This window comes from Paenibacillus glycanilyticus NBRC 16618 (assembly GCF_004000805.1).
Lineage (GTDB): Bacteria > Bacillota > Bacilli > Paenibacillales > Paenibacillaceae > Pristimantibacillus > Pristimantibacillus glycanilyticus.
Genome location: NZ_BILY01000052.1, coordinates 1 through 26,565, shown reverse-complemented (window position 1 = coordinate 26,565; position 26,565 = coordinate 1). Strand labels below are relative to the sequence as shown.

25 protein-coding genes are annotated in these 26,565 nt (G+C 51.3%); 22 read left to right on the top strand and 3 right to left on the bottom strand.

Annotation, left to right across the window (positions count from 1 at the left end; genetic code table 11):
* Positions 1-11: 11 nt before the first annotated feature.
* The 6 genes from PGL01S_RS27890 (at position 12) to PGL01S_RS27865 (ending at position 4,897) form a co-directional block, all read left to right on the top strand.
* Positions 12-677 carry a TerC family protein gene (locus PGL01S_RS27890; protein ID WP_127498545.1) on the top strand — a complete coding sequence of 222 codons (666 nt, stop codon included), beginning with the start codon at positions 12-14 and terminating at the stop codon, positions 675-677.
* Between the two features lie 159 nt (positions 678-836).
* On the top strand, positions 837-1,322 hold the full coding sequence (locus tag PGL01S_RS27885; RefSeq protein ID WP_127498543.1) for a hypothetical protein: 486 nt from the start codon (positions 837-839) through the stop codon (positions 1,320-1,322).
* Positions 1,323-1,380: 58 nt separating this feature from the next.
* Positions 1,381-3,219, top strand: coding sequence for a translational GTPase TypA (typA, locus tag PGL01S_RS27880; protein WP_127498541.1), 1,839 nt, complete (start codon positions 1,381-1,383; stop codon positions 3,217-3,219).
* Between the two features lie 29 nt (positions 3,220-3,248).
* Positions 3,249-3,563: a YlaH-like family protein gene (locus PGL01S_RS27875; RefSeq protein ID WP_127498539.1), complete on the top strand. Its 315-nt coding sequence runs from the start codon at positions 3,249-3,251 to the stop codon at positions 3,561-3,563.
* Positions 3,560-3,832: a hypothetical protein gene (locus tag PGL01S_RS27870; RefSeq protein WP_127498537.1), complete on the top strand. Its 273-nt coding sequence runs from the start codon at positions 3,560-3,562 to the stop codon at positions 3,830-3,832. Before PGL01S_RS27875 ends, PGL01S_RS27870 begins: the two co-directional genes overlap by 4 nt.
* An 18-nt stretch (positions 3,833-3,850) precedes the next feature.
* A complete protein-coding gene (locus PGL01S_RS27865; protein WP_127498535.1) occupies positions 3,851-4,897 on the top strand; it encodes an LCP family protein in 1,047 nt (348 codons plus the stop codon).
* 307 nt (positions 4,898-5,204) lie between these two features.
* Here the strand turns inward: PGL01S_RS27865 and PGL01S_RS27860 are convergent, their stop codons facing one another.
* On the bottom strand, positions 5,205-5,747 hold the full coding sequence (locus tag PGL01S_RS27860; RefSeq protein WP_127498533.1) for a YhcN/YlaJ family sporulation lipoprotein: 543 nt from the start codon (positions 5,745-5,747) through the stop codon (positions 5,205-5,207).
* Between the two features lie 115 nt (positions 5,748-5,862).
* On the opposite strand from PGL01S_RS27860, the gene PGL01S_RS27855 reads away from it, so the two are divergent.
* Together PGL01S_RS27855 and PGL01S_RS27850 are read left to right on the top strand one after the other, a co-directional pair.
* Complete coding sequence (locus PGL01S_RS27855) at positions 5,863-7,194, top strand: PhoH family protein (RefSeq protein ID WP_127498531.1); 1,332 nt, start codon at positions 5,863-5,865, stop codon at positions 7,192-7,194.
* A 360-nt stretch (positions 7,195-7,554) separates the two neighbouring features.
* A complete protein-coding gene (locus PGL01S_RS27850) occupies positions 7,555-8,814 on the top strand; it encodes an extracellular solute-binding protein (RefSeq protein ID WP_127498529.1) in 1,260 nt (419 codons plus the stop codon).
* On the opposite strand, the gene PGL01S_RS27845 is transcribed toward PGL01S_RS27850, so the two are convergent.
* On the bottom strand, positions 8,786-9,886 hold the full coding sequence (locus tag PGL01S_RS27845; RefSeq protein ID WP_127498527.1) for a hypothetical protein: 1,101 nt from the start codon (positions 9,884-9,886) through the stop codon (positions 8,786-8,788). The genes PGL01S_RS27850 and PGL01S_RS27845 overlap by 29 nt on opposite strands.
* A gap of 93 nt (positions 9,887-9,979) precedes the next feature.
* On the opposite strand from PGL01S_RS27845, the gene PGL01S_RS27840 reads away from it, so the two are divergent.
* Positions 9,980-11,128 carry a class I SAM-dependent methyltransferase gene (locus tag PGL01S_RS27840; RefSeq protein ID WP_127498524.1) on the top strand — a complete coding sequence of 383 codons (1,149 nt, stop codon included), beginning with the start codon at positions 9,980-9,982 and terminating at the stop codon, positions 11,126-11,128.
* Between the two features lie 52 nt (positions 11,129-11,180).
* Here the strand turns inward: PGL01S_RS27840 and PGL01S_RS27835 are convergent, their stop codons facing one another.
* Positions 11,181-11,417: a DUF2626 domain-containing protein gene (locus tag PGL01S_RS27835; protein ID WP_015845478.1), complete on the bottom strand. Its 237-nt coding sequence runs from the start codon at positions 11,415-11,417 to the stop codon at positions 11,181-11,183.
* Positions 11,418-11,683: 266 nt separating this feature from the next.
* On the opposite strand from PGL01S_RS27835, the gene PGL01S_RS27830 reads away from it, so the two are divergent.
* The 13 genes from PGL01S_RS27830 (at position 11,684) to PGL01S_RS27770 (ending at position 26,563) form a co-directional block, all read left to right on the top strand.
* Positions 11,684-12,334, top strand: coding sequence for an RsfA family transcriptional regulator (locus PGL01S_RS27830; RefSeq protein WP_127498522.1), 651 nt, complete (start codon positions 11,684-11,686; stop codon positions 12,332-12,334).
* A gap of 117 nt (positions 12,335-12,451) precedes the next feature.
* The gene (locus PGL01S_RS27825; protein WP_164775611.1) at positions 12,452-13,405 is read left to right on the top strand and encodes a ketopantoate reductase family protein; all 954 of its coding nucleotides are present in this window, start codon (positions 12,452-12,454) and stop codon (positions 13,403-13,405) included.
* A gap of 26 nt (positions 13,406-13,431) precedes the next feature.
* A complete protein-coding gene (locus PGL01S_RS27820; protein ID WP_015845475.1) occupies positions 13,432-13,827 on the top strand; it encodes a DUF3397 domain-containing protein in 396 nt (131 codons plus the stop codon).
* Between the two features lie 143 nt (positions 13,828-13,970).
* Positions 13,971-15,608 carry a bacillithiol biosynthesis cysteine-adding enzyme BshC gene (bshC, locus tag PGL01S_RS27815; protein WP_127498518.1) on the top strand — a complete coding sequence of 546 codons (1,638 nt, stop codon included), beginning with the start codon at positions 13,971-13,973 and terminating at the stop codon, positions 15,606-15,608.
* A 148-nt stretch (positions 15,609-15,756) separates the two neighbouring features.
* Positions 15,757-17,019: an adenosylhomocysteinase gene (locus PGL01S_RS27810; RefSeq protein ID WP_127498516.1), complete on the top strand. Its 1,263-nt coding sequence runs from the start codon at positions 15,757-15,759 to the stop codon at positions 17,017-17,019.
* Positions 17,020-17,117: 98 nt separating this feature from the next.
* The gene (locus tag PGL01S_RS27805) at positions 17,118-18,311 is read left to right on the top strand and encodes an ornithine--oxo-acid transaminase (RefSeq protein ID WP_127498514.1); all 1,194 of its coding nucleotides are present in this window, start codon (positions 17,118-17,120) and stop codon (positions 18,309-18,311) included.
* On the top strand, positions 18,308-19,201 hold the full coding sequence (gene rocF / locus PGL01S_RS27800) for an arginase (protein ID WP_127498511.1): 894 nt from the start codon (positions 18,308-18,310) through the stop codon (positions 19,199-19,201). Before PGL01S_RS27805 ends, rocF begins: the two co-directional genes overlap by 4 nt.
* Positions 19,202-19,279: 78 nt before the next feature.
* Positions 19,280-20,317 carry a DUF4349 domain-containing protein gene (locus PGL01S_RS27795; RefSeq protein ID WP_127498509.1) on the top strand — a complete coding sequence of 346 codons (1,038 nt, stop codon included), beginning with the start codon at positions 19,280-19,282 and terminating at the stop codon, positions 20,315-20,317.
* Between the two features lie 130 nt (positions 20,318-20,447).
* Entirely contained in the window at positions 20,448-20,885 is a 438-nt protein-coding gene (mraZ, locus tag PGL01S_RS27790; protein WP_127498507.1) for a division/cell wall cluster transcriptional repressor MraZ, read from the top strand.
* 30 nt (positions 20,886-20,915) lie between these two features.
* The gene (rsmH, locus tag PGL01S_RS27785; RefSeq protein WP_127498505.1) at positions 20,916-21,866 is read left to right on the top strand and encodes a 16S rRNA (cytosine(1402)-N(4))-methyltransferase RsmH; all 951 of its coding nucleotides are present in this window, start codon (positions 20,916-20,918) and stop codon (positions 21,864-21,866) included.
* 19 nt (positions 21,867-21,885) lie between these two features.
* On the top strand, positions 21,886-22,272 hold the full coding sequence (gene ftsL, locus PGL01S_RS27780; RefSeq protein ID WP_127498503.1) for a cell division protein FtsL: 387 nt from the start codon (positions 21,886-21,888) through the stop codon (positions 22,270-22,272).
* A gap of 9 nt (positions 22,273-22,281) precedes the next feature.
* Entirely contained in the window at positions 22,282-24,525 is a 2,244-nt protein-coding gene (locus PGL01S_RS27775) for a penicillin-binding transpeptidase domain-containing protein (RefSeq protein WP_127498500.1), read from the top strand.
* Between the two features lie 100 nt (positions 24,526-24,625).
* The gene (locus PGL01S_RS27770; RefSeq protein WP_127498498.1) at positions 24,626-26,563 is read left to right on the top strand and encodes a stage V sporulation protein D; all 1,938 of its coding nucleotides are present in this window, start codon (positions 24,626-24,628) and stop codon (positions 26,561-26,563) included.
* Positions 26,564-26,565 lie beyond the last annotated feature (2 nt).

Genomic DNA, 26,565 nt, shown 5'->3' with positions numbered 1-26,565 from the left:
GCGAACGCAAAATGGATAGTGTGCTGACTTTTCTTCAAATTGTCCTGATTAACCTGTTATTAAGCGGAGATAATGCCGTCGTTATTGCAATGGCCAGCCAACAGCTGCCTCCAAAGGAGCGCAAAAGGGCGGTATGGTGGGGGGCGCTTGCTGCCGTCGGGCTGCGATGCCTGCTGACGCTGGCTGCTATTTCTTTGCTTCAGATTCCTTATTTGCAGGCTATCGGATCGCTGCTTTTGCTGTATATCGCGGCAAAGCTCCTCGCGGATGCCGGACAGGAGGGCGAGGGCGATCTGCATATGCCCCGCAAAAAATCCAAGTCGTTGTCCCAGGCGGTACGCACAATCGTCATGGCGGATTTTATTATGAGTCTCGATAATGTCCTGGCGATAGCGGCGGTAGCGGACGGGGATACGGTGCTTATTCTGCTTGGGATCGCGCTTAGCATTCCGATGATCATTTGGGGGAGCCAGATTCTGGGTACTCTATTGCACAAATTTCCTCCGCTTGTGTATATCGGCGCCGGGCTTCTTGGTTATGCCGCGGGAGGAATGCTTGTCCATGATCCGGGAATGGATGCCTTATTGTTTAACGGATCACGAACGGCTGCCGAGGCTATACCGCTGCTTTGCATCCCGTTTGTCGTCATTATCGGTTTATTGAAGCGGAGAACTTAAACCCCATTTTCACAAACCGTTCACAGGTGAACGGTATTTTTTTGCAATGTTCCTTCTGTTCCCGCTGGTATTTTCATCGCAGTTCCTTTAAACTATGATAGATAAAAACTGGCGTCGTACGTCTGTATGGGGGTAGACGTTGTAAGGAGCGGAACGCAAATGCCTAATAACAAATATTCCGCTGGAATTATTGTGTTACTAGCTGGGGTCGTTATTTTACTGGGCAAACTTGGTGTATTCAGCTTTTTGGGGGCTATTTTTTGGCCGCTGCTCGTCCTCATTCCGGGAATTCTTCTGCATGTATTTTATTTTGGCAGGCTTCTTCCCGCGGCAGCGCTTGTACCAGGTGGAATACTAACCGTGTCTGCGCTGCTGTTTATGGTTTGCAACATTTCTGGATGGGATGCACTGAAATATTTGTGGCCGCTGTTCCTGCTTGGCGCAGCCATCGGTCTTTACGAATATTATTTATTTGGCTCGTCCCGCCCGCGATTTGCGCTTACGGCGTCTGTAGCGCTTGCCGTTGCTTCAGCAGTTTTTCTGTTGCTCGTCTTGTTATGGAGCTGGGGAATTTATCTTGTTGCGCTTGTCCTGATGATTGCCGGCGGCTGGATGGTAATCACAAACCGCTCGCGCCGCTGGTAAGTGTCCGGTAAGTTGTGTAAGGAAAGAAAATTAGACAAAATGGAGTGGATTATTAGTTATGCAAGCAAGAGAAAACATCCGGAATATTGCGATTATCGCCCACGTAGACCACGGCAAAACAACTTTGGTCGATAAGCTGCTGCAGCAATCAGGTACATTCAGAGAACATGAAGCTGTACAGGAGCGCGCAATGGATTCCAACGACTTGGAACGCGAACGCGGTATTACCATCCTGGCGAAAAATACGGCGATTACTTATAAAGACTACCTGATCAATATCGTCGATACACCTGGACACGCGGACTTTGGCGGTGAAGTAGAACGGATCATGAAGATGGTTGACGGCGTATTGCTCGTTGTCGACGCGTTTGAAGGCTGCATGCCGCAAACAAAATTCGTACTGCGCAAAGCACTCGAGAGCAACCTTACGCCGATTGTTGTCGTTAATAAAATTGACCGTCCGAATGCCCGCCCTACGGAAGTTATTGATGAAGTGCTCGACCTGTTCATCGAGCTTGGCGCGAATGACGATCAACTGGAGTTCCCGGTTGTGTATGCTTCCGCATTGATGGGTACTTCCAGCCTTGATCCCGAGAAGCAAGATGACAACATGCAAGCTTTGTACGACACGATCGTAAGCCACATTCCTCATCCAACCGAAACGGTTGATGAGCCGCTTCAATATCTTGTAACCCTGCTTGACTACAATGAATACCTGGGCCGTATCGCGGTTGGCCGCGTGAACCGCGGTATCGTTCGTCAAGGACAATCCGTTGCGGTAATTAACCGTGAGGGTGCCGTGAAGCAAGCCCGCATCGAGAAGCTGTTTGGCTTCCAGGGTCTGAAGCGTATCGAGATCGAAGAAGCGGGCGCAGGCGACATCGTTGCGATCGCGGGTATTAAAGACATTAATATCGGCGAGACCATTGCCGATCCTTCGAAACCGGAAGCTTTGCCGGTTCTGAAAATCGACGAGCCTACGCTGCAAATGACGTTCCTTGTCAACAACTCTCCGTTCGCGGGCCGCGAAGGCAAATGGGTTACTTCCCGTAAGCTTCGCGAGCGTCTGTTCAAGGAGCTTGAGACTGACGTTGCGCTGCGCGTTGAAGAAACGGAAAGCCCTGACGCCTTTATCGTGTCTGGCCGTGGCGAGCTTCACCTCGGCATTCTGATCGAGAATATGCGCCGTGAAGGATTCGAGCTTCAAGTATCCAAACCGGAAGTAATCATTAAGGAAGTTGACGGCGTGAAGTCCGAGCCGTACGAACGCCTTCTGATTGACGTTCCGGAAGACAGCATGGGCGCCGTTATGGAAAGCCTTGGAACGCGCAAAGCCGAGATGGTGAACATGATCAACAACGGCAACGGCCAAGTTCGTCTGGAATTCATCATTCCCGCACGCGGTTTGATCGGCTACCGTACTTCGTTCCTCACTTTGACGCGCGGCTACGGCATTATGAACCATGCATTCGACAGCTACGGTCCACTTGCAGCCGGAGTTGGCGGCCGTCACCAAGGCGTACTCGTATCGAGCGAGACGGGAACATCGACCTTCTACGGCATGCTGGGCGTGGAAGACCGCGGTATTCAATTCGTTGAGCCAGGCACCGAAATTTACGAAGGCATGATCGTTGGCGAGCATACCCGCGATAACGACATCATCGTAAACATCTGTAAAGAGAAGGCACTGACTAACGTGCGTTCCGCCGGCAAAGATGATACCGTTAAGCTCAAAACGCCTCGTCTGTTCTCCCTTGAGCAAGCGCTCGAGTATCTGAACGATGACGAATATTGCGAAATTACGCCGAAGTCGATTCGTCTGCGTAAAAAAATCTTGAATAAGAGCGAGCGCGAGCGTGCCGAGAAGCACCGCAAAATGGCGCAAGCAAACGCATAATCACCTGGCAGGCATAAGGGGGTCACGGCATGCAGCAATGGTTGAGCGACCATCACGCCGTATCGTATTTGCTTATTCTTGGATTTACGATTTATATCTTCAACAAAGTGTTCAGGGCTAACAATCAGAAGCTTCCGATCCTGAAAGAAGTTCTTGTCTATATCCTGATGGCCATCGGCTCGTTTGTGCTGATGGTCCTGCAGGTTGACAAGCTTCCTATTATTCAATGTATGGGAATTGCCGTGCTTATGATGCTTATGCTTCGCGGCCGGCAGCTCTACGACAAATGGAAAAATAACCGGGCCGACAGCGGCGCCGTAAAGGAAGCTGATTCAGGCAAATGACGTTTGATGATGCCTTGTTCAACTGGCTGCAGATTCATATCGTAGCCGAAGACCGGCCGGATGATCGGGCGGCATTGGATACCCGTGACTTCTTCGCGCAAATTTTGTCGGAAGACCACGAGGTTTCCAATCTGCATATTTCGGCAACGGATGCGACGATGGTTCACGTCAAATATGAACGCAACGGACGCACAAAGCTGCAAATGTATCCGCGGGAGGCTGCCGAGCAGCTTCTCGTTGATATCCGGTCCAATCCGAAATATAACTGACATAAAGGTGATGATCCTATGACGCAAGGCTCGGCTGAACTGCCTTCCCGGAGAGCAAATGCCAAGACTGCTCCTAGATCGCCTAAGCAACCGAAGAAAAGACGCGTATGGAAAGTCGTGTTACTGCTATTTTTAGCTGTTATTTTGATTATCGTGGCATACTTCGGATTTTTGGCTAACAAGGCGAACAATGCAATCCAGCAAATTGGTACGGTTTCTAACGATGACGTAAAGATTCCGACTGCGGAATCCGTCAAGAAGAAAGCAGTAGGAATGGTATTGCTTGGCCTCGATACAAGGGCCAAGGGCGGCGGCATGAACACCGACGTCATGATGGTGGCCGTCTTTAATCCCAATTCCAAATCGGCCACCGTCATTTCCATTCCGCGCGACTCCTTGCTGCAGCTGGAAGGTTATGGCGAGCGCAAGGCGAACGCCAACTATGCGACGTTCTTCAGCCAAGCCCGTTCCGAAAAAGGCATGGACAAGGAAGCGGCGGAAGAGGATGCAAAACGCGCGATTCGGGATATGCTGGGCAAATTTTTTGGCGTAGATTTGAAATATACGGCGGTTGTTAACTTTAAAGGCTTTGAGGACGTCGTGGACGCCCTTGGCGGCATTGAAGTGAACGTCGATATGGATATGAGGTACGTCGATAATTATGACGGCACCAACATCAATCTGAAGAAGGGTTTCCAGAAGCTTGACGGGGACCAAGCGCTTGATTTTGTCCGTTACCGGAAATCGAACGACGGCAAAAACATGTCCAGCGATTTCGACCGCAACAAGCGCGAAAGCGAAGTGGTAGCGAAGATCGTCGACAAGATGAAATCGCTAAGCGGAATCACGAAAATGGGCGAAGTTATTGACGCTGTTGGAGACAACATGGAAATCGACATGCCGCCGAAGGAAATTCAGAACCTGATGAAGACGTATTTCGGCATCAGCAGCTCGGATGTTCAATTCATTCCGTTAGAAGGCGTGTGGAAGAGTCCGTACGTGTATCTGGATGAAGCCAAGCTCAGCGAAGCTCGTGCGGCTTTGCAAGCGAAAATGGCTGAATAACCATAGACTGGCGGTTACTTTACCGCTATAATAGGTGTACGGATATGAAATCCTTCCTAGAGGAGGTCATGCGGATGCCCAAAGCCGTAGCCGCGACATTCACACTTAATAGAAGAAGCGGTGACGAGCGCTCGGGAAACCTCTTGAGCCTTGCGGCTGAAGAATGCATCTGTGTGCCGATCTCGGCATGTATCCGGATGGAACCGAATAAACTGATGACAGGCTTGTCCAAACGGACATACTGTCGTAAGGAAAGCCTAGTGATATGATCACTAGGCTTTTTGTGTCTTATGGCGCGGTATACAAGCTAATGAAGTTTGTGTAAATTGTTGGCCCGCTGTTGTACTTCCGGATCCTGCGGCATAACCTCTCGAGGGATCTGCGGTACGATACGGCCGATAATGTCAGCCATCTCTTCCGCAAAGCCGCTGATCGGCCTGCCGCGGCGGATATCCGCACCGATTTCGTTCAGCCGCTGTGACAAATCCATATCGGCTGTTACGATAGCATCAATGCCGTAGGGATCTTTATGGAAAGCTTCGGCGACGGAATATTTGATTGTGCCGACTCTGGAGCGATCAAGCTTGCTGTCGACATCGATCCCATCCACGGCGGTGTTTCCGAGCACCACGCAGTGCGCATTCGTAACACCTTTGATGCCCATGGCCAGCTGTTCCAAATGCCTCGAGACTTGCTCAGGATTCGCAATTTCTTTTTTCTGAGGACTTGTCTGCTGTGCGCGAACAGAGCCATTATTTTGAGGAGAGGGTGATGTTTCGTTTCGAAGGGCGTTGCCGCAGCCAGCCGTAATTGCCGCAATAGCGATCGCCGCAATAAGTTTCCGGTACATGTTGATTCCACCTCTTTTTCTTGTTGCACATCGTCTAATCAGAATGTAGTGTACCCGTAGCCAAGTATGGCTATGTATGTCTATCTATTGAATGACCGACGCCGGGAGGGTTCTCATGAAAAAAATATTCGTGCTCGACACTAATGTGCTGCTTCATGATCCGCAATCGCTCTTTGCCTTCGAGGATAACGAAGTCATCATTCCCGCGGTGGTGTTGGAAGAAATCGACTCCAAGAAGAGGCTGGCAGACGAACTAGGGCGCAATGCGCGTTCCATATCCCGGTTGCTCGATGGTATGCGGGTGGAAGGGCATCTACACGAGGGCATAACGCTTCCTAACGGCGGACTGTTAAAGGTGGAGCTTAATCATCGGAGTTTCATGCGAGTGCAAGAGATGTTTGGAGAAATGACCAATGACAACCGAATTCTTGCCGTCGCGCTCAACTATCACTTGGAACAGCTGGAGAACGAACAATCCAGCACTGTCGTTCTTGTAAGCAAAGATGTGCTGGTCCGGATCAAAGCGGATGTGCTGGGCCTCAAAGCCCAGGATTATTTGTCCGACCGGACCGTGTCCACGACTGATTTTTATGCCGGCTATGAGACCTTGTTTGTCCATCCGTCTGTTATCGACGAATTTTATACGTACCGGTTCCTGACGGTCAAAAGCATGCAGAATATCGCCAGGCTGAAGCCTAACGAATTCGTAATTCTGCGGGATGAGATGGGAACCTCCAAATCCGCCCTGCTGAAGGTCAGCCAGGACGGCGTACGCCTAGAGCCGTTGTTCTTAAGCAATGACCCGATCTGGGGTATTACGGCCCGCAACGCTCAGCAGCGCATGGCTCTTGAGCTGCTGCTCAACGATGAAATCCCGCTTGTCACCCTGACCGGCAAAGCCGGCACGGGCAAGACGCTGCTTGCGCTTGCCGCCGGCCTCTTGAAGGTGGAGGATGAGCATAAATACAAAAAACTGTTAATTGCCCGCCCGGTCGTGCCGATGGGCAAGGACATCGGTTACCTGCCGGGCGAGAAGGAAGAAAAGCTGCGTCCATGGATGCAGCCGATCTACGATAATCTTGAATATCTGTTCGATACCAAGAAATCCGGCGACATCGATAAAATATTAATGGGACTCGGAAGTATCCAAGTCGAAGCTCTTACCTATATTCGCGGACGCTCGATTCCGGGTCAGTTCATTATTATCGACGAAGCACAGAACTTAACGAAGCATGAGGTCAAAACCATTGTCTCCCGCGTGGGAGAGGGCAGTAAAATCGTTCTGATGGGCGATCCGGAGCAGATCGACCATCCTTATCTGGACGCCGTGAGCAACGGTCTCACGCATATCGTCGAGCATTTCAAGAGCGAAGGCATAAGCGGTCACATCACTCTCGAAAAAGGCGAGCGTTCCAAGCTCGCCCAGCTCGCAGCGGATCTTCTATAAACTTAGCCTTAAAAGAAGCAGCGGTGCCGGGAAATCCCAGCACCGCTGCTTTTCGGTTTAAAGGCAAAGGTTAATAGGGCGAACGGAGTATTTGAATGATTCTTGAGGAGCGTAGCGTCCGCCTTTGCTCGGGAATTCCAACCTTAACTTGTCTAATCAAGGAATTCCCGAGCAACAGTGGCCGAAAGAACATTCAAATACGCAGTTTGCCCCATTAACCTATAGGGTGGGGGGGATAAAGTCCTAGACTTGTTTGGACAACTCTGCGTTTTATTGCTATGATAGGTTTTAATAGACTAGACTTCGGGGGCTTAAGATATATCGGAAAGGGAGAAGTGTGTGGCTACAAGGAGATTTGTGATGATCCTTGCAGGAGCAGTGCTGTTGTCCGTTATTTTGCTTATTCCTAACATGGACCCGCATAAGCCGGCATCTTCCGGCGGCAGCTCCCATGACTCAAATACTGGACCCGTCGCTAACGAGCTGGATGACGAACCGATGGAATCCATTGTTGTAACCGTTTCCATGTCGGCTGAGCAATTTGCTAATTTAGAAGAGGCAAATGAACGTTTCAGATTCAAATACCCCAACATCCAAGTTGAGCTGCTGAATATCGAGTCGAAGGAAGAGGCGTATGCCACTTGGAAGCAAGATCTTCTGCTGGGCGCATCCTCCGATATTATGCTGATGGACAGCGGCTGGGTAAGGGAGTTCGCCGTTATGGGCCTGCTTGAGCCCGTTGATAGCGTCAATACGGCAAGCACTTTGTCCGACCAGCCTGCCAAGCTGCTTGCACCGCTCAAGTGGAACAGTTATCTCTGGGGTATACCTTACGATGCAGACCCGTCCATTCTTGTGTGGAATAAAGCTATGCTGACCGAGCAGAACATGAGCGATCCTCCCAAGGATTGGACAAGCTTCCTCCAGCTCGCGGACCGACTAACGGCTTCCGGGTCGGCGCCGGCTTCCTTGCTTTATTTGCCTGCGGATTTCAGCGGGACGGCAGCTTGGCTGGATGCCTGGAGCAGCGCAGAGAAAAGAGGGGCAGCTGCCTTAATTCTGAATGATGAGTCGGCTAATCGTCTTTCGGAGACGGCTTCTTTGACGATTCCGTCAAAAGCCGTTAATAAACGCTTGCTTGGCACGGAGATGGACAATCAGCGTTTGCTTGTCTCGGTTGTATCGTGGTCGGATTTTAAAGCACTATCCCAATCCGAGCAGGATAAGCTGCTAATCGATAAGCTTAAGCTTCGCAACTTATGGCTTGGGAGCAGCAGCTTTGTCGTTTCGGCGAATACGGATAGGGCGGACGCGGCCTTCAGCTGGATTAAAGAGATGACGAGCGTGACAGAGCAGGGGCGCAATTACGAACATCTTGGCAAATTGCCTGCGAAAAATTCGATATACGAAATAGGCGGATATTCCGGCTCAACGGCCCAATATCCGCCTACATGGTGGTTGCCTTTGCTAAATGAAGAGCCAATCGGCGAACCGCCTGCCCCGAACTGGCATAAGGAATGGAGCCGATGGGAAGCTTCATGGCAGCTGTATACGAGCGGGGCGACAGACATTGCCGCCTTTATCCAATCGGTTACAGCTTCATCTTCAAATAAACAGTGAGCTCCTTGTCTTTCATTTCAACCGATTTAGCTTGTATGAATTTAATGATATCACCGGGATAAAAACCGAGATCAAATTTGTCTTCAAGCGCTTTCCGCGTCGTGTCAGGCAGTGCGAAACCGTTAAACAACAACTCATCGACATGGAATACAATGCCGTTCTTTGGCTTGTCTTCCACGGTGTAATGACCGGAGACGGCAATTTCCATATTATCGTGCTTGCCTGATGCGATTACTTTGCCGTCTTCAAACCGGAAGGAGAAGTCGTTAAACCGTTTATCCTGCTCCCGAAGGAAAGCGTTCAGAGCGTCTTCCGGAATACGAATCGTATAATTAAACCCGTTTATCTCCAGGTACTCCTTATTGTCCTCAATCCAGCTGGGCAGCTTGTTCATCGCTTTGGACAAAGCGTCGAAATACTGCTCCACTTCCTCAAGTCCGGCCGATTCCCAATAATTCGTCAGCTCTTGCATCAGCAGGCGAAGCCGATCCGCGTCGGAACGTCCGGCGAGCTGGCCGTCAATCTGCTGCTCCAGCTGCGCAACCCGGCTGCGCTGGGTTTGAAGCCGGTTTTCGATATCTTCGAGCTCCGTTTTTCTTCCGTCCAATTTGACGTATTCCTCTTTCAAGCTCTTATATTCCTTCGTGTAAGAATCAAGCGTGTTCCGGTCCCGCGAAAAAATAATGTCTACGTAGTCCAGCATAGCGAATAAATCGTGAATCGAATGGAAGGAAATAATCGCGCGCAGCAGAAGCTCGCGTTCACCCATATAATAAGCGCGAAGCACTTTTCCCGCTTCTTCCCGCTTCTCCTTGATTTCCTGTTCGCGCTGCGCAATCCGTTTGTCGGTGACGGTCATGTCGCCCGCAACCTTTTCTTTTTCTGCTTGTATGCGTGCGATTTCTTTGTCAATCTCAACGATAGACAAGCTCTTCTCCAGTATCTGATTGACCTGCTCGTCCTCCGTCAATTGAGGCTCGGCCATGACGGGAAGCTTGCAGATGGCAAGCATAAGAACGATAAGAAGGATAAAGAGCCATCTGACGCGAACATAAATGCGATGGAATGCCACCAGCCGCCTCCTTTCTTACGTTGCTAGGCCTGTACAGCTACCATTGTATGCGACGGTTCCATTTATTATATCTTATAAGCGGGAGATGAGCAGGTGAAAATAGGCAAAAAATCGTTAATCCGCCGGATTTCGGAGCAGATCGCCGAGATGCCTGCGGTCGGCTGGCGGGAGGGCAGCAGGGACACTCCAGGCCTTCGCTGCATGACGTTCAAACAATACATGAGTTTATGTTTATATGACAAGCAGGACGGTTATTACCGCTCAGGACCTGTGCGAATAGGGCGGGAAGGCGATTTTTACACCAGCTCTGCCGTAGGTGCCGTGATGGCGCATTGCTTGACGAATTACGTGTGGGACTACGCCGTCCAAGCAGCCGTAGGCCGTATTCAGCTTGTGGAATGGGGAGCGGGCACGGGGCGGCTTACGATGCAAATCCAAGAAGCCTGGCGGGCTCGAGCAGAATACTGTTCCGATCTTCAATGCCAGCCTGTCCTGGTCGAAGATCATCCGGGCCACTTGGAAGAAGCGAAGCGTACTATCGACTCTGAAACGGCGTTATTCCTGTCTTCTGACGAAGCGCTGCAGGGCGGGGGGCACTGGCAGGAGCTTCCTGCGGTTGTGCTCGCCAACGAGCTGCTGGATGCCTTTCCGGTGAATCGGGTGACGGTGGAGCAAGGAAAGCTTGTTGAGCTTGGCGTAGCCGGAAATGCGGAGGATGGCTTTTACGAGGTGCGTATGCCGCTCTCGGATGAACGGATAGCCGCTGCGTTGCAAAAGGGCGGTATCCGGCTAACGGAAGGTCAGCAGACGGAGGTTAATTTGGATGCGGAGCAATGGCTTGCAAGTATGGCCGATGTGCTGGGAGAAGGGCGTGTCATTATCATTGATTACGGTCATGAGGCGGAGGAATATACGGCAAGTCATCGGATGAAGGGGACCTTGCTCTGTTATTCGGATCATATCGCTTCCGACGAGCCGTACCTTCGGATCGGAGAGCAGGATATAACGGCGCATGTGCCGTTTACGCCGCTCCGCCATGCCGCCGAAGCCGGGGGATGGCGAATTGCCTATTACGGAACCCAGAAGCAGTTTCTTATTGATCACGGAGCTTTGGGGCTCCTGCAAAATCATTCGGATACCGACCCTTTCGGCCAAGCGGCCAAAATGAACCGGGCGGTGCGCCAGCTGCTGCTGAGCGACGGAATGAGCGAGACGTTTAAAGTGCTTGTGCTGGATAAATGAGAAAAGGTGCCGCTCCACAAGGAGCTGCACCTTTTTTTGTCGTTCGCAAACTTTAGAAGGGGTTGCCCATTTTGAATACGGTCCAGTAAGTAAAGCCTACAAACGAAATTGCCATATATCCCCAGAACATGAGTATGTATGTTCGTTCGCTAAATTTGAGATAACCCAGGAAAACGAAAGCTACCGCTTGTGCAAAAAACAGAAGTGCGAATTCAGTCATGTGACCTGCGAAGGCCATCAAGCCGATCACAAGAGTCCAAAAACCGAGTACCCGATACATGCGTGCCATGAAACCATCCCCCCTTCGCTCTGACCCGAATTTCTATTGTACATTATAACGGTTGAATTTGGCAGTGTAAACAAGCAAGTACGAACAAAATCAACTATTTTGTGTAAATTGAAAGCGTTACGATACCAGTTTGCTCGTTAATCGGATGAATTATGTATGAGCTTTTTGAAATTTGGTTATACAAATTAGTATCCGATAGATTCTATGAACTCTACCAAGGGCATAGAGATAAAGTAAGCGCCTTTACGTAAGGAGGTTTTGGTCGCATGACAGCAGTCAGACAAGATGCGTGGAGTCCCGACGACGATCTCATACTCGCCGAAGTTACACTACGCCATATTCGCGAAGGTAGTACCCAGCTAGCGGCATTTGAAGAGGTAGGGGAACGTATAGGACGGACTTCGGCGGCTTGCGGATTCCGCTGGAACAGCTGTGTCCGCAAACGTTATGAAGAAGCGATTCAAATCGCCAAGCAGCAGCGCCAGAAGCGCAATTATTTGAAAAAACAGGCGATTGTCGCAACCCCGCATGTCTCTTCTATTGCCGTTTACGATGCAGAAGAAAGAGCATTTAGTGCTAATGCGGTAACGACGGAAGAAGGTTTATCCGTTGATTCCATTATTCGTTTTCTTAGACAGTTCAAGACCACTTATCAGGACGTAAGCCGTCAAATCAAATCCTTCGAGAAAGAGCTGAAGGAAAAAGATGATGAAATTGATCGTTTACGCGAAGAGAATGAGAGATTGTCTAGAGAAGTAAATAATGTTCAAACCGATTACCGGGCCGTCAATGATGATTATAAAACATTGATTCAGATTATGGACCGGGCACGCCGTCTGGCGGTGTTGACGCATGAAGAGGAAGCAAAGCCTCGCTTTAAAATGGATGCAAACGGAAATTTGGAACGAATTGAATAGGTAAATGCCCCGCCGGCGATGAACGGCGGGGTGTTCGCTTTTTAGCCTGAAACAAGTATGCTATATATACGAGCATACTTTTTTTATGCCCAATACTTCCGAAGTGGTGATCCGAGTTTGAAGATACATATAGTTGGAGGCGGAGCGATTGGTCTCCTGCATGCCGGTCTGCTGGCTCAGACGGGGCAAGAGGTTACGGTGTGGACACGAACGGACAAGCAGGCGGAGCGGCTTCGGGCGGAAGGCATCAGACTGGAAACGCTGGATGGGGATGCCAGGGATATTGCGGTGAACAGTTATTCTCTTGCCAGCCTTCAAGCTTGTACTAAAGGACAAGCCAGAGACGGTGCCGAGCAATCCCCGGCCTGGATCCTATTGACGGTTAAGCAAAGCCATATCGATGAACCGCTATTGAATCAGCTTCAACTGCTAAGCAGCGGGAAAACGGCGATATTGTGCCTTCAGAACGGAATCGGTCACATGGACAAGCTGGCGGCGGCTCTTCCCCATGCGCTTCTCTATGCGGGCGTAACGTCTGTTGGAGCAAGGCGGCTCGATGACGTTCGCCATGTTAGGCACACGGGGGACGGTCCTTTATGGTTTGGAGCGTATGCGGAAGACAAAAAGGACGATAATCTCCAAATTTTGTTGCTAAATATACTGAAATCGGCAGGATTCCATGCGGGTTTGTCGAATGAGATGAAGGACATGATTTACCAAAAGCTGCTTATTAATGCGGTTATTAATCCGCTTACGGCGATTTACGATACGACTAACGGAGAGCTGCCGCAGCATCCGTCAAGGCTGAAGCTGATGAGAGCCTTGTTCGAGGAAACCTCGGCGATTCTTACGGCAGACGGGATGAAGTCAAGCGATAACGGATGGCAGCTTGTGATGCGGGTATGCGAGGCTACGGCGGCTAATGTCTCGTCCATGCTGAGTGACGTGAGGGCAGGGCGGCAGACGGAAATCGACTGGATAAACGGCGGTGTTTCCGGGCTCGCAAGACGTTTGGGCATAGCCTCGCCGTTCAATGATGCCGTAACGACACTCGTGAAGCAGCTCCGTTAAGAAAAACGAGGGAAGGTGCGAATGACATGGGCTTTTTATGGGACAGCATAAAATATGTCTACGCCTATTTGGCAGTCATACCTGTCATTCCGTTTCTTCTGGTTTATTTCGGGTATGGCATGTTTTCGGACGATAGAAAAAAAGCGTTCCAGCTGGCGATGGATGTTACGACCGCGCTTCTGATCGGATGCGTGGCCGTATTGTTCGATTCCATCTTTAACAGTTCCTTCGGACTGTATGCTATAATTCTTTTTATGCTGCTCGGCGGAGGCTTGCTGGGCAATATGCAGTTCCGCAAACGCGGGAACGTAAACGTGAAGCGGGTGTTCCGCGCCGTATGGCGACTGGGATTTTTTACGATGAGCATGGCGTACCTGCTGCTGATGTTTATCGCGATCGGACAAAAAATCTTTTCCGCGTAAGCAATCGAGGGCCTGTAACCAAAAGGTTTCGGGTCTTTTTTCTTTTGACGTGCGGCTTATCCTTTGTGTACAATCAAATTGTTGCTTGAATGGTTACAGTTTTATAAAACTATATGATTGATTTGGGAGGAACTGGCTGCGCTATGAATACGGAACATTATGACTTGCCAAGCGCCCAGCCTTTAACAGAGGCTTATATACATCGAACGGACGCAAATATCGAATCGCTGTACGGCTATCATGCCGGACGCGAGCAGGATTGGGCAGTGCGCCTGAAGAAGCTGGAGGAGCTTTCGGGCAGCCGGGCGAACCCGGCGGAATTAGCCGAGGTGCTGCGCCAATACAACAGCCCGTATACAACGCCGGAGGTGGACGCTTCCATCCGCGCTATCGCGGAAGGCGCGCCGGTTATCATTGGCGGGCAGCAAGCCGGCTTGTGGTCAGGAGCTCTGCTCGTGATACATAAGGCGGTCTCCATCGTCAGCGGGGCTAAATGGGCTTCCGAGAAGCTGGGCCGCACGGTTGTGCCGGTTTTCTGGATTGCCGGCGAAGATCACGACTGGGATGAAGCAAATCATACGTTCGTGCTGAATGCGGAGCAAGAGCTGCGCAAGCTGATTGTGCAGCGTCCGGAAGGCCCGAGAACTTCCGTAAGCCGTACGGCTGTTGAGACGGACAGCTGGAACGCGATGCTGGAGGAGCTCGAGCAGACGCTCCCTCATTCGGACTTTAAGCCTGGACTGCTTGAGCAGCTAAGGCAAATTGCAGTTCAATCCCGGTCGTTATCGGACATGTTTGCCGGAATTCTGTCCTTTTTGTTCGGCAAGGAAGGCCTCGTTCTGCTGGATGCGGATGATCCAAAGCTCCGTAAAATCGAAGCGCCGATGTTCCGCCGCATGATCGAGGAAAACGATGAGCTCGAAGCAGCGTATAAATCCGCGGCGGAGAAAGTGAAATCGCTTGGTTACCAGCTGCAGGCGGATGTTGTGGAGGGCAGCGCGAACCTGTTTGTGTTTAACCCGGCGAACGGGGACGAGCGGACGCTGCTGCACAAGCGCGGCGGGCAGTTCCAGGATCGGAAGGCAACTGCTTTCTGGACGAAAGAGCAGCTGCTTCAACTGGCGGACGAACAGCCTTCCCAGCTTAGCAACAACGTGCTTACAAGGCCGATTATGCAGGATTATTTGTTCCCGGTGCTGGGTACCGTTTTGGGCCCGGGCGAAATCGCGTATTGGGCATTAACCGGCGAAGCTTTCCGTAAGCTGGGAATGGAAATGCCGATTATTGTGCCGAGAATGTCCTTTACCCTGGTAGAAGGTACCATTGCGAAGCATATGATGAAATACGAACTGTCCTTCGAGGATGTGGCGAAGCGTTTCGAAGCCCGCAAGCAAGCGTGGCTGTCCGAGCAGGACCAGCTTTCCATCGAAGAGCGGTTCCAAGACGTGAAGCAGTCGTTTGTTGCGATGTACGGACCGCTGCTTGAGCTTGCCGGTTCCATTCAGCCGGGTCTTCTGAAGCTGGGAGAGACGAACCGCCAGAAGATTGTGGAGCAGATTGAGTATTTGGAAGCCAAAACGAAGGATGCATTTAATAAGCAATACGACGCGTCGATACGTCAGCTCGACCGCATTGCGCTTTCGCTCTGGCCAAGCGGTAAACCGCAGGAGAGAGTGATCAACATGTCAGGTTATTGGAACCGTTACGGCTCCGCATGGCTGGAGAAGCTGCTTGAGCTTCCGTTCAGTCCGACAGGCGGACATCAGCTCGTTTATTTGTGATGTGAGTAAACCTTTCTCGAGGCAATTCGAAGATGGGCGACCTCGTATAGAGGTAGGTTTAATCGCCAGATAGAACTTCGGCTTTCGATTGTCGTGAACCATGTAAGTTCTATTGTGGTAAGAATGTTGTAGGAGGCTATTAAAAAGCATGAGTACATTGGAAAACAGCATTATCCGCGATATCGCCCTTGCTCCGGAAGGGCATTTGAAAATTGACTGGGCAAGCGCTCATATGCCGGTCTTGAACCGGATCCGCGAGCAGTTCGAGCAGGATCTGCCCTTTAAAGGCCTGAAGGTAACCATTTCCCTCCATCTGGAAGCGAAAACGGCTTATCTCGCGAAGGTCGTCAAAGCAGGCGGCGCGGACGTAACGATTACGGGCAGCAACCCGCTGTCCACGCAGGACGATATTTGCGCGGCACTGGTGGAAGACGGCATTACGGTATTCGCCAAATACAATCCCGAGCCGGAAGAGTATAAGGAGCTGCTTATCAAATCGCTTGAGTCCAAGCCGGATCTCATTATCGATGACGGCGGCGACCTGGTTACGATTCTGCATACCGAACGCCCGGATCTCCGCGAGAATCTTCGCGGCGGCGCGGAGGAAACAACGACGGGAATTATCCGTCTGAAGGCGATGGAGAAGGAAGGCACGCTGAGCTTCCCGATGGTTGCCGTAAACGACGCTTATTGCAAATATCTGTTCGACAACCGCTACGGTACCGGCCAATCCGTCTTTGACGGCATTAACCGGACGACGAACCTGGTTGTGGCAGGCAAAACGGTAGTCGTGGTCGGCTATGGCTGGTGCGGTAAAGGCGTTGCCATGCGCGCCAAAGGACTAGGCGCGAACGTGGTCGTAACCGAAGTGGATGCGATCAAAGCGGTTGAGGCTTACATGGACGGCTTTACGGTTCTTCCGATGTCGGAAGCGGCAAAAGTAGGCGAATTGTTTATTACGGTAACGGGGAATAAAGATTGTATCCGCGCCGAACACTACGAAGTTATGAAAAATGGCGCGATTCTTTCGAACGCCGGCCACTTCGACGTGGAGTTCAACAAGCCGGAGCTTGCGGCCATGTCGACGGATATCCGTACCGTTCGCCGCAATATCGAAGAATACAAGCTGAAGGACGGCCGCAGCATCTATGTGCTGGCTGAAGGACGTCTCGTTAACTTGGCTGCAGGCGACGGGCATCCGGCGGAGATTATGGATACAACGTTTGCCCTCCAGGCACTTGGCCTTCGATACGTGAACGAGCAATATGCGAACATCGGCAAAAAAGTCGTAAACGTACCTTACGAGCTTGACGAGCAGGTAGCGCGCTTCAAGCTGGATTCGCTGAACATCAGCATCGATAAGCTTACGCCGGAGCAGGTTACTTATCTCGACAGCTGGAAAGAAGAATGAATGAATGCAAAAGGACGCGCCCTCTGGCGCGTTCTTTTTTTTGCGGTCATGGGACTTGCGGCAATCACCGTACAATGAAACAAGGGGGGATTGCGCAAATGAAAAGCTCCGTTGACACGATACGTCTCATGGATCGCTTCGGTGCACGCAACTATAGTCCGCTTCCTGTTGTAATCGAGAAGGCAGAAGGAGTGTGGGTGGAAGACCCGGAAGGCCGTCGTTACATGGATATGCTCAGCGCTTATTCCGCGCTGAACCATGGCCACCGGCATCCCGCAATCATTCGGGCGCTTAAAGAGCAGGCGGATAAGGTGACGTTGACTTCTAGAGCCTTCCATAGCGAGCAGCTTGGCCAGTTATCCAAGAAGCTGGCGGAATTTACGGGCAAGAGCAAAATTCTTGCGATGAACACGGGCGCCGAAGCGGTGGAAACGGCGCTAAAGGCTGCGCGGCGCTGGGCTTACCGGATTAAAGGAATCCCTTCCGGTCAAGCCGAGATCATCGTCTGCGAAGGCAATTTTCACGGCCGGACCATTACGATTACTTCGTTTTCCTCCGATGCCCAATACCGCGCCGGCTTTGGGCCTTTTACGCCGGGATTTAAAATTATCCCTTACGGAGATGCCGAAGCGCTAGCCAATGCGATAACGCCAAATACGGCAGCTTTTCTTTTGGAACCGATTCAAGGCGAAGCCGGCGTTGTCGTGCCGCCCGACGGATATTTGAAGCAGGCCTTTGAATTATGCAGGCAGCACAATGTATTGTTTATGGCCGATGAGATACAGACGGGCTTTGGCCGGACGGGCAAGAGGTTTGCCTGCGACTGGGAAGGCGTTGTTCCGGATGTGTATATATTGGGGAAGGCGCTGGGCGGAGGCGTTCTGCCTATCTCGGCCGTTGCGGCCGGGGATGACGTGCTTGGGCTGTTCGAGCCGGGCTCGCACGGCTCAACCTTTGGGGGCAATCCGCTGGCATGTGCGGTAGCGTTAGCCGCGCTTGCGGTGATCGAGGACGAAAAGCTGGCTGAACGGTCGGAACAGCTTGGCCAGTATTTCAAACAATCCCTGGAATCGATACGGCACGAGGATATTATCGAGGTTAGGGGTAGAGGTTTATTTATCGGGATGCAGTTGTCCGTCCAAGCGAGGGCCTACTGCGAAGCTTTATTCCAGATTGGGCTGCTATGCAAGGAAACCCACGAGACGGCCATCCGCTTCGCTCCGCCGCTGGTTATAACGAAGGATGAGCTGGACTGGGCGCTGGAGCGGATTAAGGAAGTGTTTCAAATATGAATAAGCTGACTTTGCTATCCGTTCCCTTTGGCCTTGGCGCCGGAACCCCCGGCAGCGAGCAAGCACCCGGCCATATCTATCAGCTTGGCCTTTTTCAAATGCTGCAGCAGCATGGCTGCACGATTAATAAGCTAATGGATGTTATTAACGCGGGAATGCCTTCTCCCGTTATTCAGGTCCCGATGAACCATTCCGATGAAGTTATCAGGACGGGAATGGCATTGGCTCGGGCAGTAAAGGAAGTTGTAGCTGCCGGACAATTTCCTTTCGTTCTTGGCGGGGATCATAGTCTGGCAATGGGAACGTTAGCAGGATTGACCTCGCATTACAAGAAGCTTGGCGTCATATGGATTGACGCGCATGCCGATATGAATACGGAATTAACCAGCCCTTCCGGCAACATGCACGGTATCCCGCTCGCCGTCGCCCAAGGAAGGGCACAGCTGTCTTTATCCCACTTATTGCCGGGAGCGGGTACAATCGCTCCCGGCAATATTGTCCTTATCGGAGCGCGGGATCTGGATCCTGCCGAGGAAGCGTTTATCCAGGCGGAGGGAATTTCTTGTTTCCGCATGGCCGACATTAGACGGCTGGGTATACATGCGGTAATTAGCGAAGCGCTTCGTATTGCGGGAGACGCGGCGGACGGCATCCATCTCAGCTTTGATATCGACAGCGTGGATCCTTCCGAAGCTCCGGGGACGGGTACTCCGGTACAGGGCGGTGTAACCGCGGACGAAGCGCGTGAGGTTATCCGCCTGTTAGGCATATCCAAACGCATGACCTCCGCCGAATTCGTCGAGGTGAATCCTCTGCTTGATCATAGGGATCAGACCTCCTTGCTGGCAATGGAGCTAATTGCGCTATTTTTAAGCAGCATGAAAAGTTAGGTTGTATTTCCTCCCTCGTGCAACCTTTCCAAATCCTGTTCGTCTAGGACGGTGAATCATGGAAAAGGGGGAGTAAAGATGCGAATAAAAAAATACGGGTATACGTTCTTACTCATGATTACGGCGATTGCACTGTTTCTTGGAGGTTGTTCAACAGGAAGCAGCAACATGAACTCGGCCGCATCAACGGCGAACAGCGGGGCGGTTGTCAATAGCCAGTCCTCGGATGCCAAGGCGGAGGTCCAATCGGAGAACGCGGCAGGCTCTGCCGAAGCGCCTGCCGCGGCGGTAGGCGGTGAAGCGGGCGGCGGGTCCATCGGAGAGATTGCCGCTGACGGCACGGAAGCGGGCTTGAATCAAAAACTGATCTACAAAGCGAATTTAACGATAGAAGCCGTTGAATTCGATAAGGCGGCAACGGCACTCCGCAACACCATTCACCAGTCAGGCGGTTATATCTTGCAATTCCAGGATGGGCAGTACAACGGCGAGAAGAGCTCCACCTATACCATTAAAGTGCCGGCGGCAGGCTTTATGGATTTTATTGACCGCCTTAACGGTATCGAGCATAAGAAATTTGAGAGGCAGATCAGCGGAACGGACGTGACGGAGGAGTATGTGGACCTGCAGTCGCGTCTGAAAGCGCAGCAGGTGGTGGAGGAAAGGCTCCTTGCTTTTATGGATAAAGCGACAAAAGCGGATGATCTGGTGAAGTTTTCGGAGCAGCTTGCGACGGTTCAGGAGAACATCGAGCGATTGAAGGGGCGAATCCGTTACCTGGATAACAACGTTTCTTATTCGACGGTTGAACTCAGGCTTTATCAGCCAGACGCGAAGTCGGATACGCTGTCGGTGGAAGACGGTCTTGGCGATAAAATGTCCAAAGCCTTGCAAGACAGCGTAAACGCCATGATCACCGTCCTTCAGGGGCTGCTTGTTTTTGTTGCCGGTGCTCTACCGATTCTATTGCTGCTTGTTATTATCGGGCTTCCGGTATACTGGCTGCGCGGCAAATTCCGCTCCAGGCCGAAATATCAGACTCCGTCAAGAAACCCTATGGTCCCTCCGGTCAAAGAAGAGGATCAGGAAGAAGATCCGAATAAGCCAAACGGTTAATCATATGAATTATTTTTCAAAAATCCTGCTCATGGAGCAGGATTTTTATTTTAGGTGGCGAACTAGTCTATCTTAGTGGGGAAAAGTGGTGCGAAGTGGAGGATATGGGGGAAGGGGTGGGGCGCATCTCATGTTTATGGGTGAATATCAACATACCATTGATGAGAAGGGCCGCATTATTATTCCTTCTAAGTTCCGGGAGTCGCTAGGCGCCACCTTTATCGCAACCCGCGGATTAGACAACTGCTTGTTCGTTTACCCTATGAGCGAGTGGAGCGTGCTGGAGCAGAAGCTGAAGTCACTGCCTCTCATGAAGTCGGATGCCCGCGCGTTTACCCGGTTTTTCTTTTCCGGGGCAACGGAATGCGAGCTCGACAAACAGGGAAGGGTAAACATACCAGCCCACCTTCGCGAATACGCGAAATTGGATAAGGATTGTATGGTGCTTGGCGTATCTAGCCGCGTCGAGATCTGGAGCAAATCGACGTGGGAAGGCTATTACGAGCAGTCCGAGCAGGCGTTCAACGAAATCGCGGAGAAATTGGTCGATTTCGACTTCAACTTCTAGAGTAAACAACAAGAATGGGAGGATGTTAGCGTGTTTCAGCATATTACAGTGCTATTGGAAGAGGCGGTTGACGGACTGGCGATCAAGCCAGGCGGCATATACGTCGACTGTACGCTTGGCGGCGCAGGTCATAGTGAAAAAATTGTGTCCCAGCTGAGCGGTGGAGGGCGTTTGATCGCATTTGACCAGGATGATGCTGCGCTGGATAACGCACGCGTAAGGCTTGCTCCCTATATGGATAGAGTAACGCTAGTCAAGAGCAATTTTCGTTATTTGGAAGAAATGCTTCTCACGTGTGATGTTCCAACGGTAGACGGTGTCCCTCAGGTCGACGGCATATTGTTCGATCTTGGCGTTTCCAGCCCCCAACTGGATGAGGCGGAGCGCGGCTTCAGCTACAATCATGATGCTCCTCTCGATATGAGGATGGATCAGGGTGGAGCCTTGACGGCCTACGATATCGTAAACGGCTGGGAAGAACGGGAGATCTCTCGAATTCTGCATGTGTACGGCGAAGAGAAATTCGCCAGATCGATCGCACGCAAAATTGTACAGGCCCGCGAGAATGCGCCGATCGAAACAACCGGCGAGCTGGCTGAACTGGTCAAAACCGGCATTCCGGCTGCAGCAAGACGGACTGGCGGTCATCCGGCCAAGCGTTCCTTCCAGGCTCTCCGTATTGCCGTAAATGACGAGCTCGGCGCCGAGGAAGACGCATTGGAACAAGCGGTGAAATGCGTTGGCCCAGGCGGCAGGATATCCGTTATTACTTTCCATTCATTAGAGGATCGCATCTGCAAGCAATTATTTGCGAGTTATGTTGAAAAATGCACTTGTCCGCCGGATTTCCCGAAATGTGTATGCGGCGGCACAGGAAAGCTTCGGTTAGTGAACCGCAAGCCGATTGTTCCGACAGAGCAGGAATTGGAAGTTAACCCTCGCTCTCGCTCGGCCAAGCTGCGTGTCGCAGAAAAATTGTAGGTTAGAGGGGGTTCTTTCATTGGCTTATATCAACGGCAATTTGGCCATGCAGCCAAAGCGCAAGCCGGATCAGCGGACGGTCGTCCGCGAGACGAAACGGATGGTTGTGAAGCGCAAGTCGATTCCGGTTCAAGAGAAACTGCTGTACATGTTTACGGTCGTTTTTTGCGTAATCGTACTTGGAGTCATTGTAAATCAATACGCGAAAAACTATGATATGCGCGTCCAAATCAAGCAAATGAAAACGCAATACGCAACGATGAACATTGATATGAAAGAGTTGCAGAAGCAAGTAGAAATGCTTAACGATCCGGAGAGGATCCGCAAAATGGCAGAAACGCAAGGCATGGCGAGCACCGAACAGCCGGACATCATGGTAAATACACAATCCGCCAAGTCGGAATAGGTGACGCATATGGTGAAACGAATTAAACTTCGCACGTTGTTGTTTGGAGGGATAATAACCCTCCTTTTTGTTGTTCTAATCGGAAGAATCTATTGGGTGCAGGTAGTTAAAGGAGACTTTTGGTACGAAAAGGCCAAGACAAGATGGGCGGCCGAAGAGAAGCTCTTAGCGAAGAGGGGGACGATTACGGACAGGGACGGCAACATGCTCGCCATGGATTCCGTTGCTTACGATATCGCGGTAAACCCCGATATGATTCATAAGCTGAATATCGCCGACGAAGTAGCAGCGGGATTACATACATTGCTGGGCAAGCCGGAGGCCGATCTGCTCAAGATCGTTACGGCGCAAAAAGACGGCAAATACTATCAGCAGCGCGAGATTCACGAGGAAGGCTGGAAGATAGACAAGGAGCTTGCCGACAAGGTCGTTAAGTTCCGCCAGGAGCTTTACGATAAATACAAGACGAAGGACGTCGGCATTTACCTCTTTGAAGATCAGAAGAGATATTATCCGCGTCATTCCATGGCTTCGCAGCTCCTGGGGTACGTGACGAAGGAAGGCCAGGCGGCTTCGGGGATTGAGTCATTCTATAACGACAAGCTGAAAGGCGAAGACGGGGAGCTGAAGTACGAAAAGGACGGCAAACGCGTCCAGCTCGCGGAAGGCGAAGTCGAATACAAGCCGGCGAAGGATGGCCAGGACATTGCTCTTACGCTCGATATGGACATTCAGAATTACGTGGAGAAAGCGCTGGAGGATATCAATCAGAAATATCATCCGAAAAGCATTACCGCGATTGCCGCGGATCCGAATACGATGGATATTCTGGCAATGGCCAATTATCCGACATTTGATCCGAATACCTATTGGGACATGAGTTACGAGAATGCGTATAACCACTCGATCAAGTCTTTGTATGAGCCTGGTTCAACGTTCAAAATTGTAACGCTGGCTGCAGCCGTGCAGGAAGGGATCTTCAACCCGAACGCCACTTATAAGTCCGGTTATATCTCGGTACCGGGCGCTCCGGTAAAAGACATTAACAAAGTCGGTTGGGGGACCATTACCTATCTGGAAGGCTTGAAGCGCTCCAGTAACGTTGCGTTCGTTAAGCTCGGCTGGGAGCAGCTTGGCGGCGTAAAGCTTATGGATTATATCAACCGGTTCGGGTTCGGCCAAAAAACGGGCGTCGAGCTTGGCGGTGAAGCATCGGGTGCGATTAACGTGAACTTATCCATTCCTTCCGATATTGCCCGCGCTTCATTTGGTCAAGGCAAGGTGCAAGTTACGGCCATTCAACAGATTGCGGCAGTTGCCGCGGTTGCGAACGGCGGCAAGCTGATGGAGCCGCATATCGTGAAACAGATTTATGATCCTAACACGAAGACAACCGTAAAGACGCAGCCTAAGGTAGTCAGACAGGTTATTTCGCAGGAAGCCTCGAAGAAGGTGGGCGAATACCTGGAACAGGTCGTATCGGACCAAGAGATCGGTACCGGCCGCAATGCCTATATCGAAGGCTATCGGGTAGCAGGCAAGACGGGTACGGCGCAAAAGGTTATTAACGGAAAATATTCGCAAGACAAGTTCGTCGTATCTTTTATCGGATACGCGCCTGTCGAGAATCCGAAAATTGTCCTCTATATCGTCGTTGACGAGCCTAACGATCCGAAAGCCGGCGGCGGCGCCGTTGCGGCACCGGCCTTTAAGGACATTGTATACAAAAGCTTAAAGCATATGGGCGTTTCGCCGGATGTTAAAGTCACCGAGAACGGGAAGAAAGAAGTAACGGTATCCGTGCCTAAGCTCGATAGTCTGACCGTATCCCAAGCAAAAACGCAGCTGAAATCACGCGGCTTAAACGTTGAGGTAGTCGGCGGCGGAACAAAAGTCATCCAGCAGGTGCCTGCTTCGGGGGCTTCCGTTCATCCGGCCCAGAAGGTTTACTTGATTACGGAGCAACGGGATAAGCTGAAAATTCCGGATATGACGGGTATTTCATTGCGCGACGCACTCGAAATCGCATCCGTGCTGGACATCCGCGCAACGGTTAAAGGCGAAGGCTATGTCGTTTCGCAGAAACAGATCACGAAAAATGGCGAGCGTCTCATTGAACTTACGCTTTCTCCGCAGACGGACGCGGTGAACGGCGAGACCGCTTCTTCCGATTCGGAGGATGCCAAGGCAAATGCGGATGACGGGACCAATTCGGCCGAAGATCAGAAAGTCGATACGGCCAATACGCAATAATTCATCGATAGCTTGTTCTATCCCCCACTTGTCCCTCATAGGTTGGGAATGAGCGTCAGCGTACGCTCAGCCGAAGGATGAGGCGTAAGGGGGAACAAGGATGAAGGTATCAAATGTAACGTTGCGTCGCCGGCTGTTTATCGTGCTTTTAATCAGCGTGGCAGCTTTTGCCGGATTGATTTTCCGGCTTTCTTATGTTCAGTTGTGGCAGGGCGAGAAGCTGTCCGCCCAAGCGGAAGACAACTGGCGGCGCGAAATTCCTTATAAGGCGAAGCGTGGCGATATTCTGGATCGTAACGGGACCAAGCTGGCGTATGATATAAGCACGCCAACCGTGCTGGCTATCCCCGTGCAAATTCCGGACAAACAGGCAACGGCAGCCAAGCTTGCGCCTTATTTGGATATGACGGAGGAAGCATTGGTTAAGCTGCTCTCCAAGAAAACCAGCATTGTTGAGCTAAAGCCGGGCGGTAAACGAATGACTACCGACAAGGCGCAGCAGGTAAGAAATTTGCATCTTAACGGAATTGTCGTTGCGGAGGACAATAACCGCTATTATCCTTTCGGAAGCCTCGCCGCGCACTTGCTGGGCTTTACGGGAGTAGATAAAGGGCTTACCGGCGTGGAAGCCAAATATAACGATATGCTTAAAGGGATTGACGGCAATGTCTCCTACTTATCCACGGCATCCGGCAAAACAATGCCGAATTCTTCGGATACGTACAAGGCGCCGCAGCAAGGCTTATCCCTGGAATTAACGATCGACCAGCAGATTCAGGCGGTTATGGAGCGGGAACTCGATCAGGCGATGACGGCGCTCCAGCCGGATGATATCATTGCAATCGCCATGAACCCGAATACGGGAGAAATTCTCGGCATGGCAAGCCGGCCAACCTATGAGCCTGCTAATTACAGGGAATATCCAAGCGAAACCTACAACCGGAATCTTCCGATCTGGATGACTTACGAGCCGGGTTCTACGTTTAAGATTATAACTCTTGCGGCTGCAATCGAAGAGAAGAAGGTAAACCTCAAGAACGAAACCTTCTTCGATCCCGGTGCCGTCGAGATCGGGGGAGCCAGGCTCCGCTGCTGGAAAAAAGGCGGCCATGGCAGCCAGACCTTCCTCGAGGTTGTGCAAAATTCCTGCAACCCGGGATTTGTAAACCTTGGTAATCGGCTTGGCAAAGAGAAGCTTTTCGATTATATTAAAAACTTCGGATTCGGTTCGAAAACGGGCATTGATATTCCTGGCGAAGCAAACGGTATCTTGTTCAAGCTGGATAAGGTTGGTCCTGTCGAGCTTGCGACTACCGCTTTCGGTCAAGGCGTATCGGTTACGCCGATTCAACAAATTGCCGCCGTATCGGCTGCAATTAACGGCGGTACCTTGTACAAACCTCATGTAACCAAGGCATGGATTAATCCGCAGACCGGCGAGACGGTGCAGCAGATTGAACCGGAGGCTGTCCGCAAGGTCATCTCGGAGGACACGTCGAAGCAGGTGCGCGAAGCGCTTGAAAGCGTCGTGGCCCTCGGAACAGGCGGCAATGCGTTTATCGATGGCTACAGGGTAGGCGGAAAAACAGGTACCGCGCAAAAAGTTATCAATGGACGTTATTCTCCGAATGAACATATCGTATCCTTTGTTGGCTTCGCTCCTGCCGATAAACCGGAGATCGTCATTTATGTGGCGGTAGACAATCCGCAAGGCATTCAATTCGGCGGTGTCGTGGCTGCCCCTATCGTGCGTAATATTATGGAGGACGCTCTTACGATTCTGCAGGTGCCGCCTCGCGACAAGCAGATCGACAAGAAGTATAAGCTTGGCGAGACGCCGATCGTTACGGTTCCTAACCTGGTAGGGAAATCAGTGTCGGACATATACGAGGATATGAACATGAACTTCAATTTGTCCTCGGCGGGTTCGGGCAATACGGTTATCCGCCAAGCTCCGGCAGTCGGCGCGAGGGTAGAGAAGGGTTCAACGATACGTATTTATTTAGGCGATGAGGATGATATATCGGATTCCCATTGACC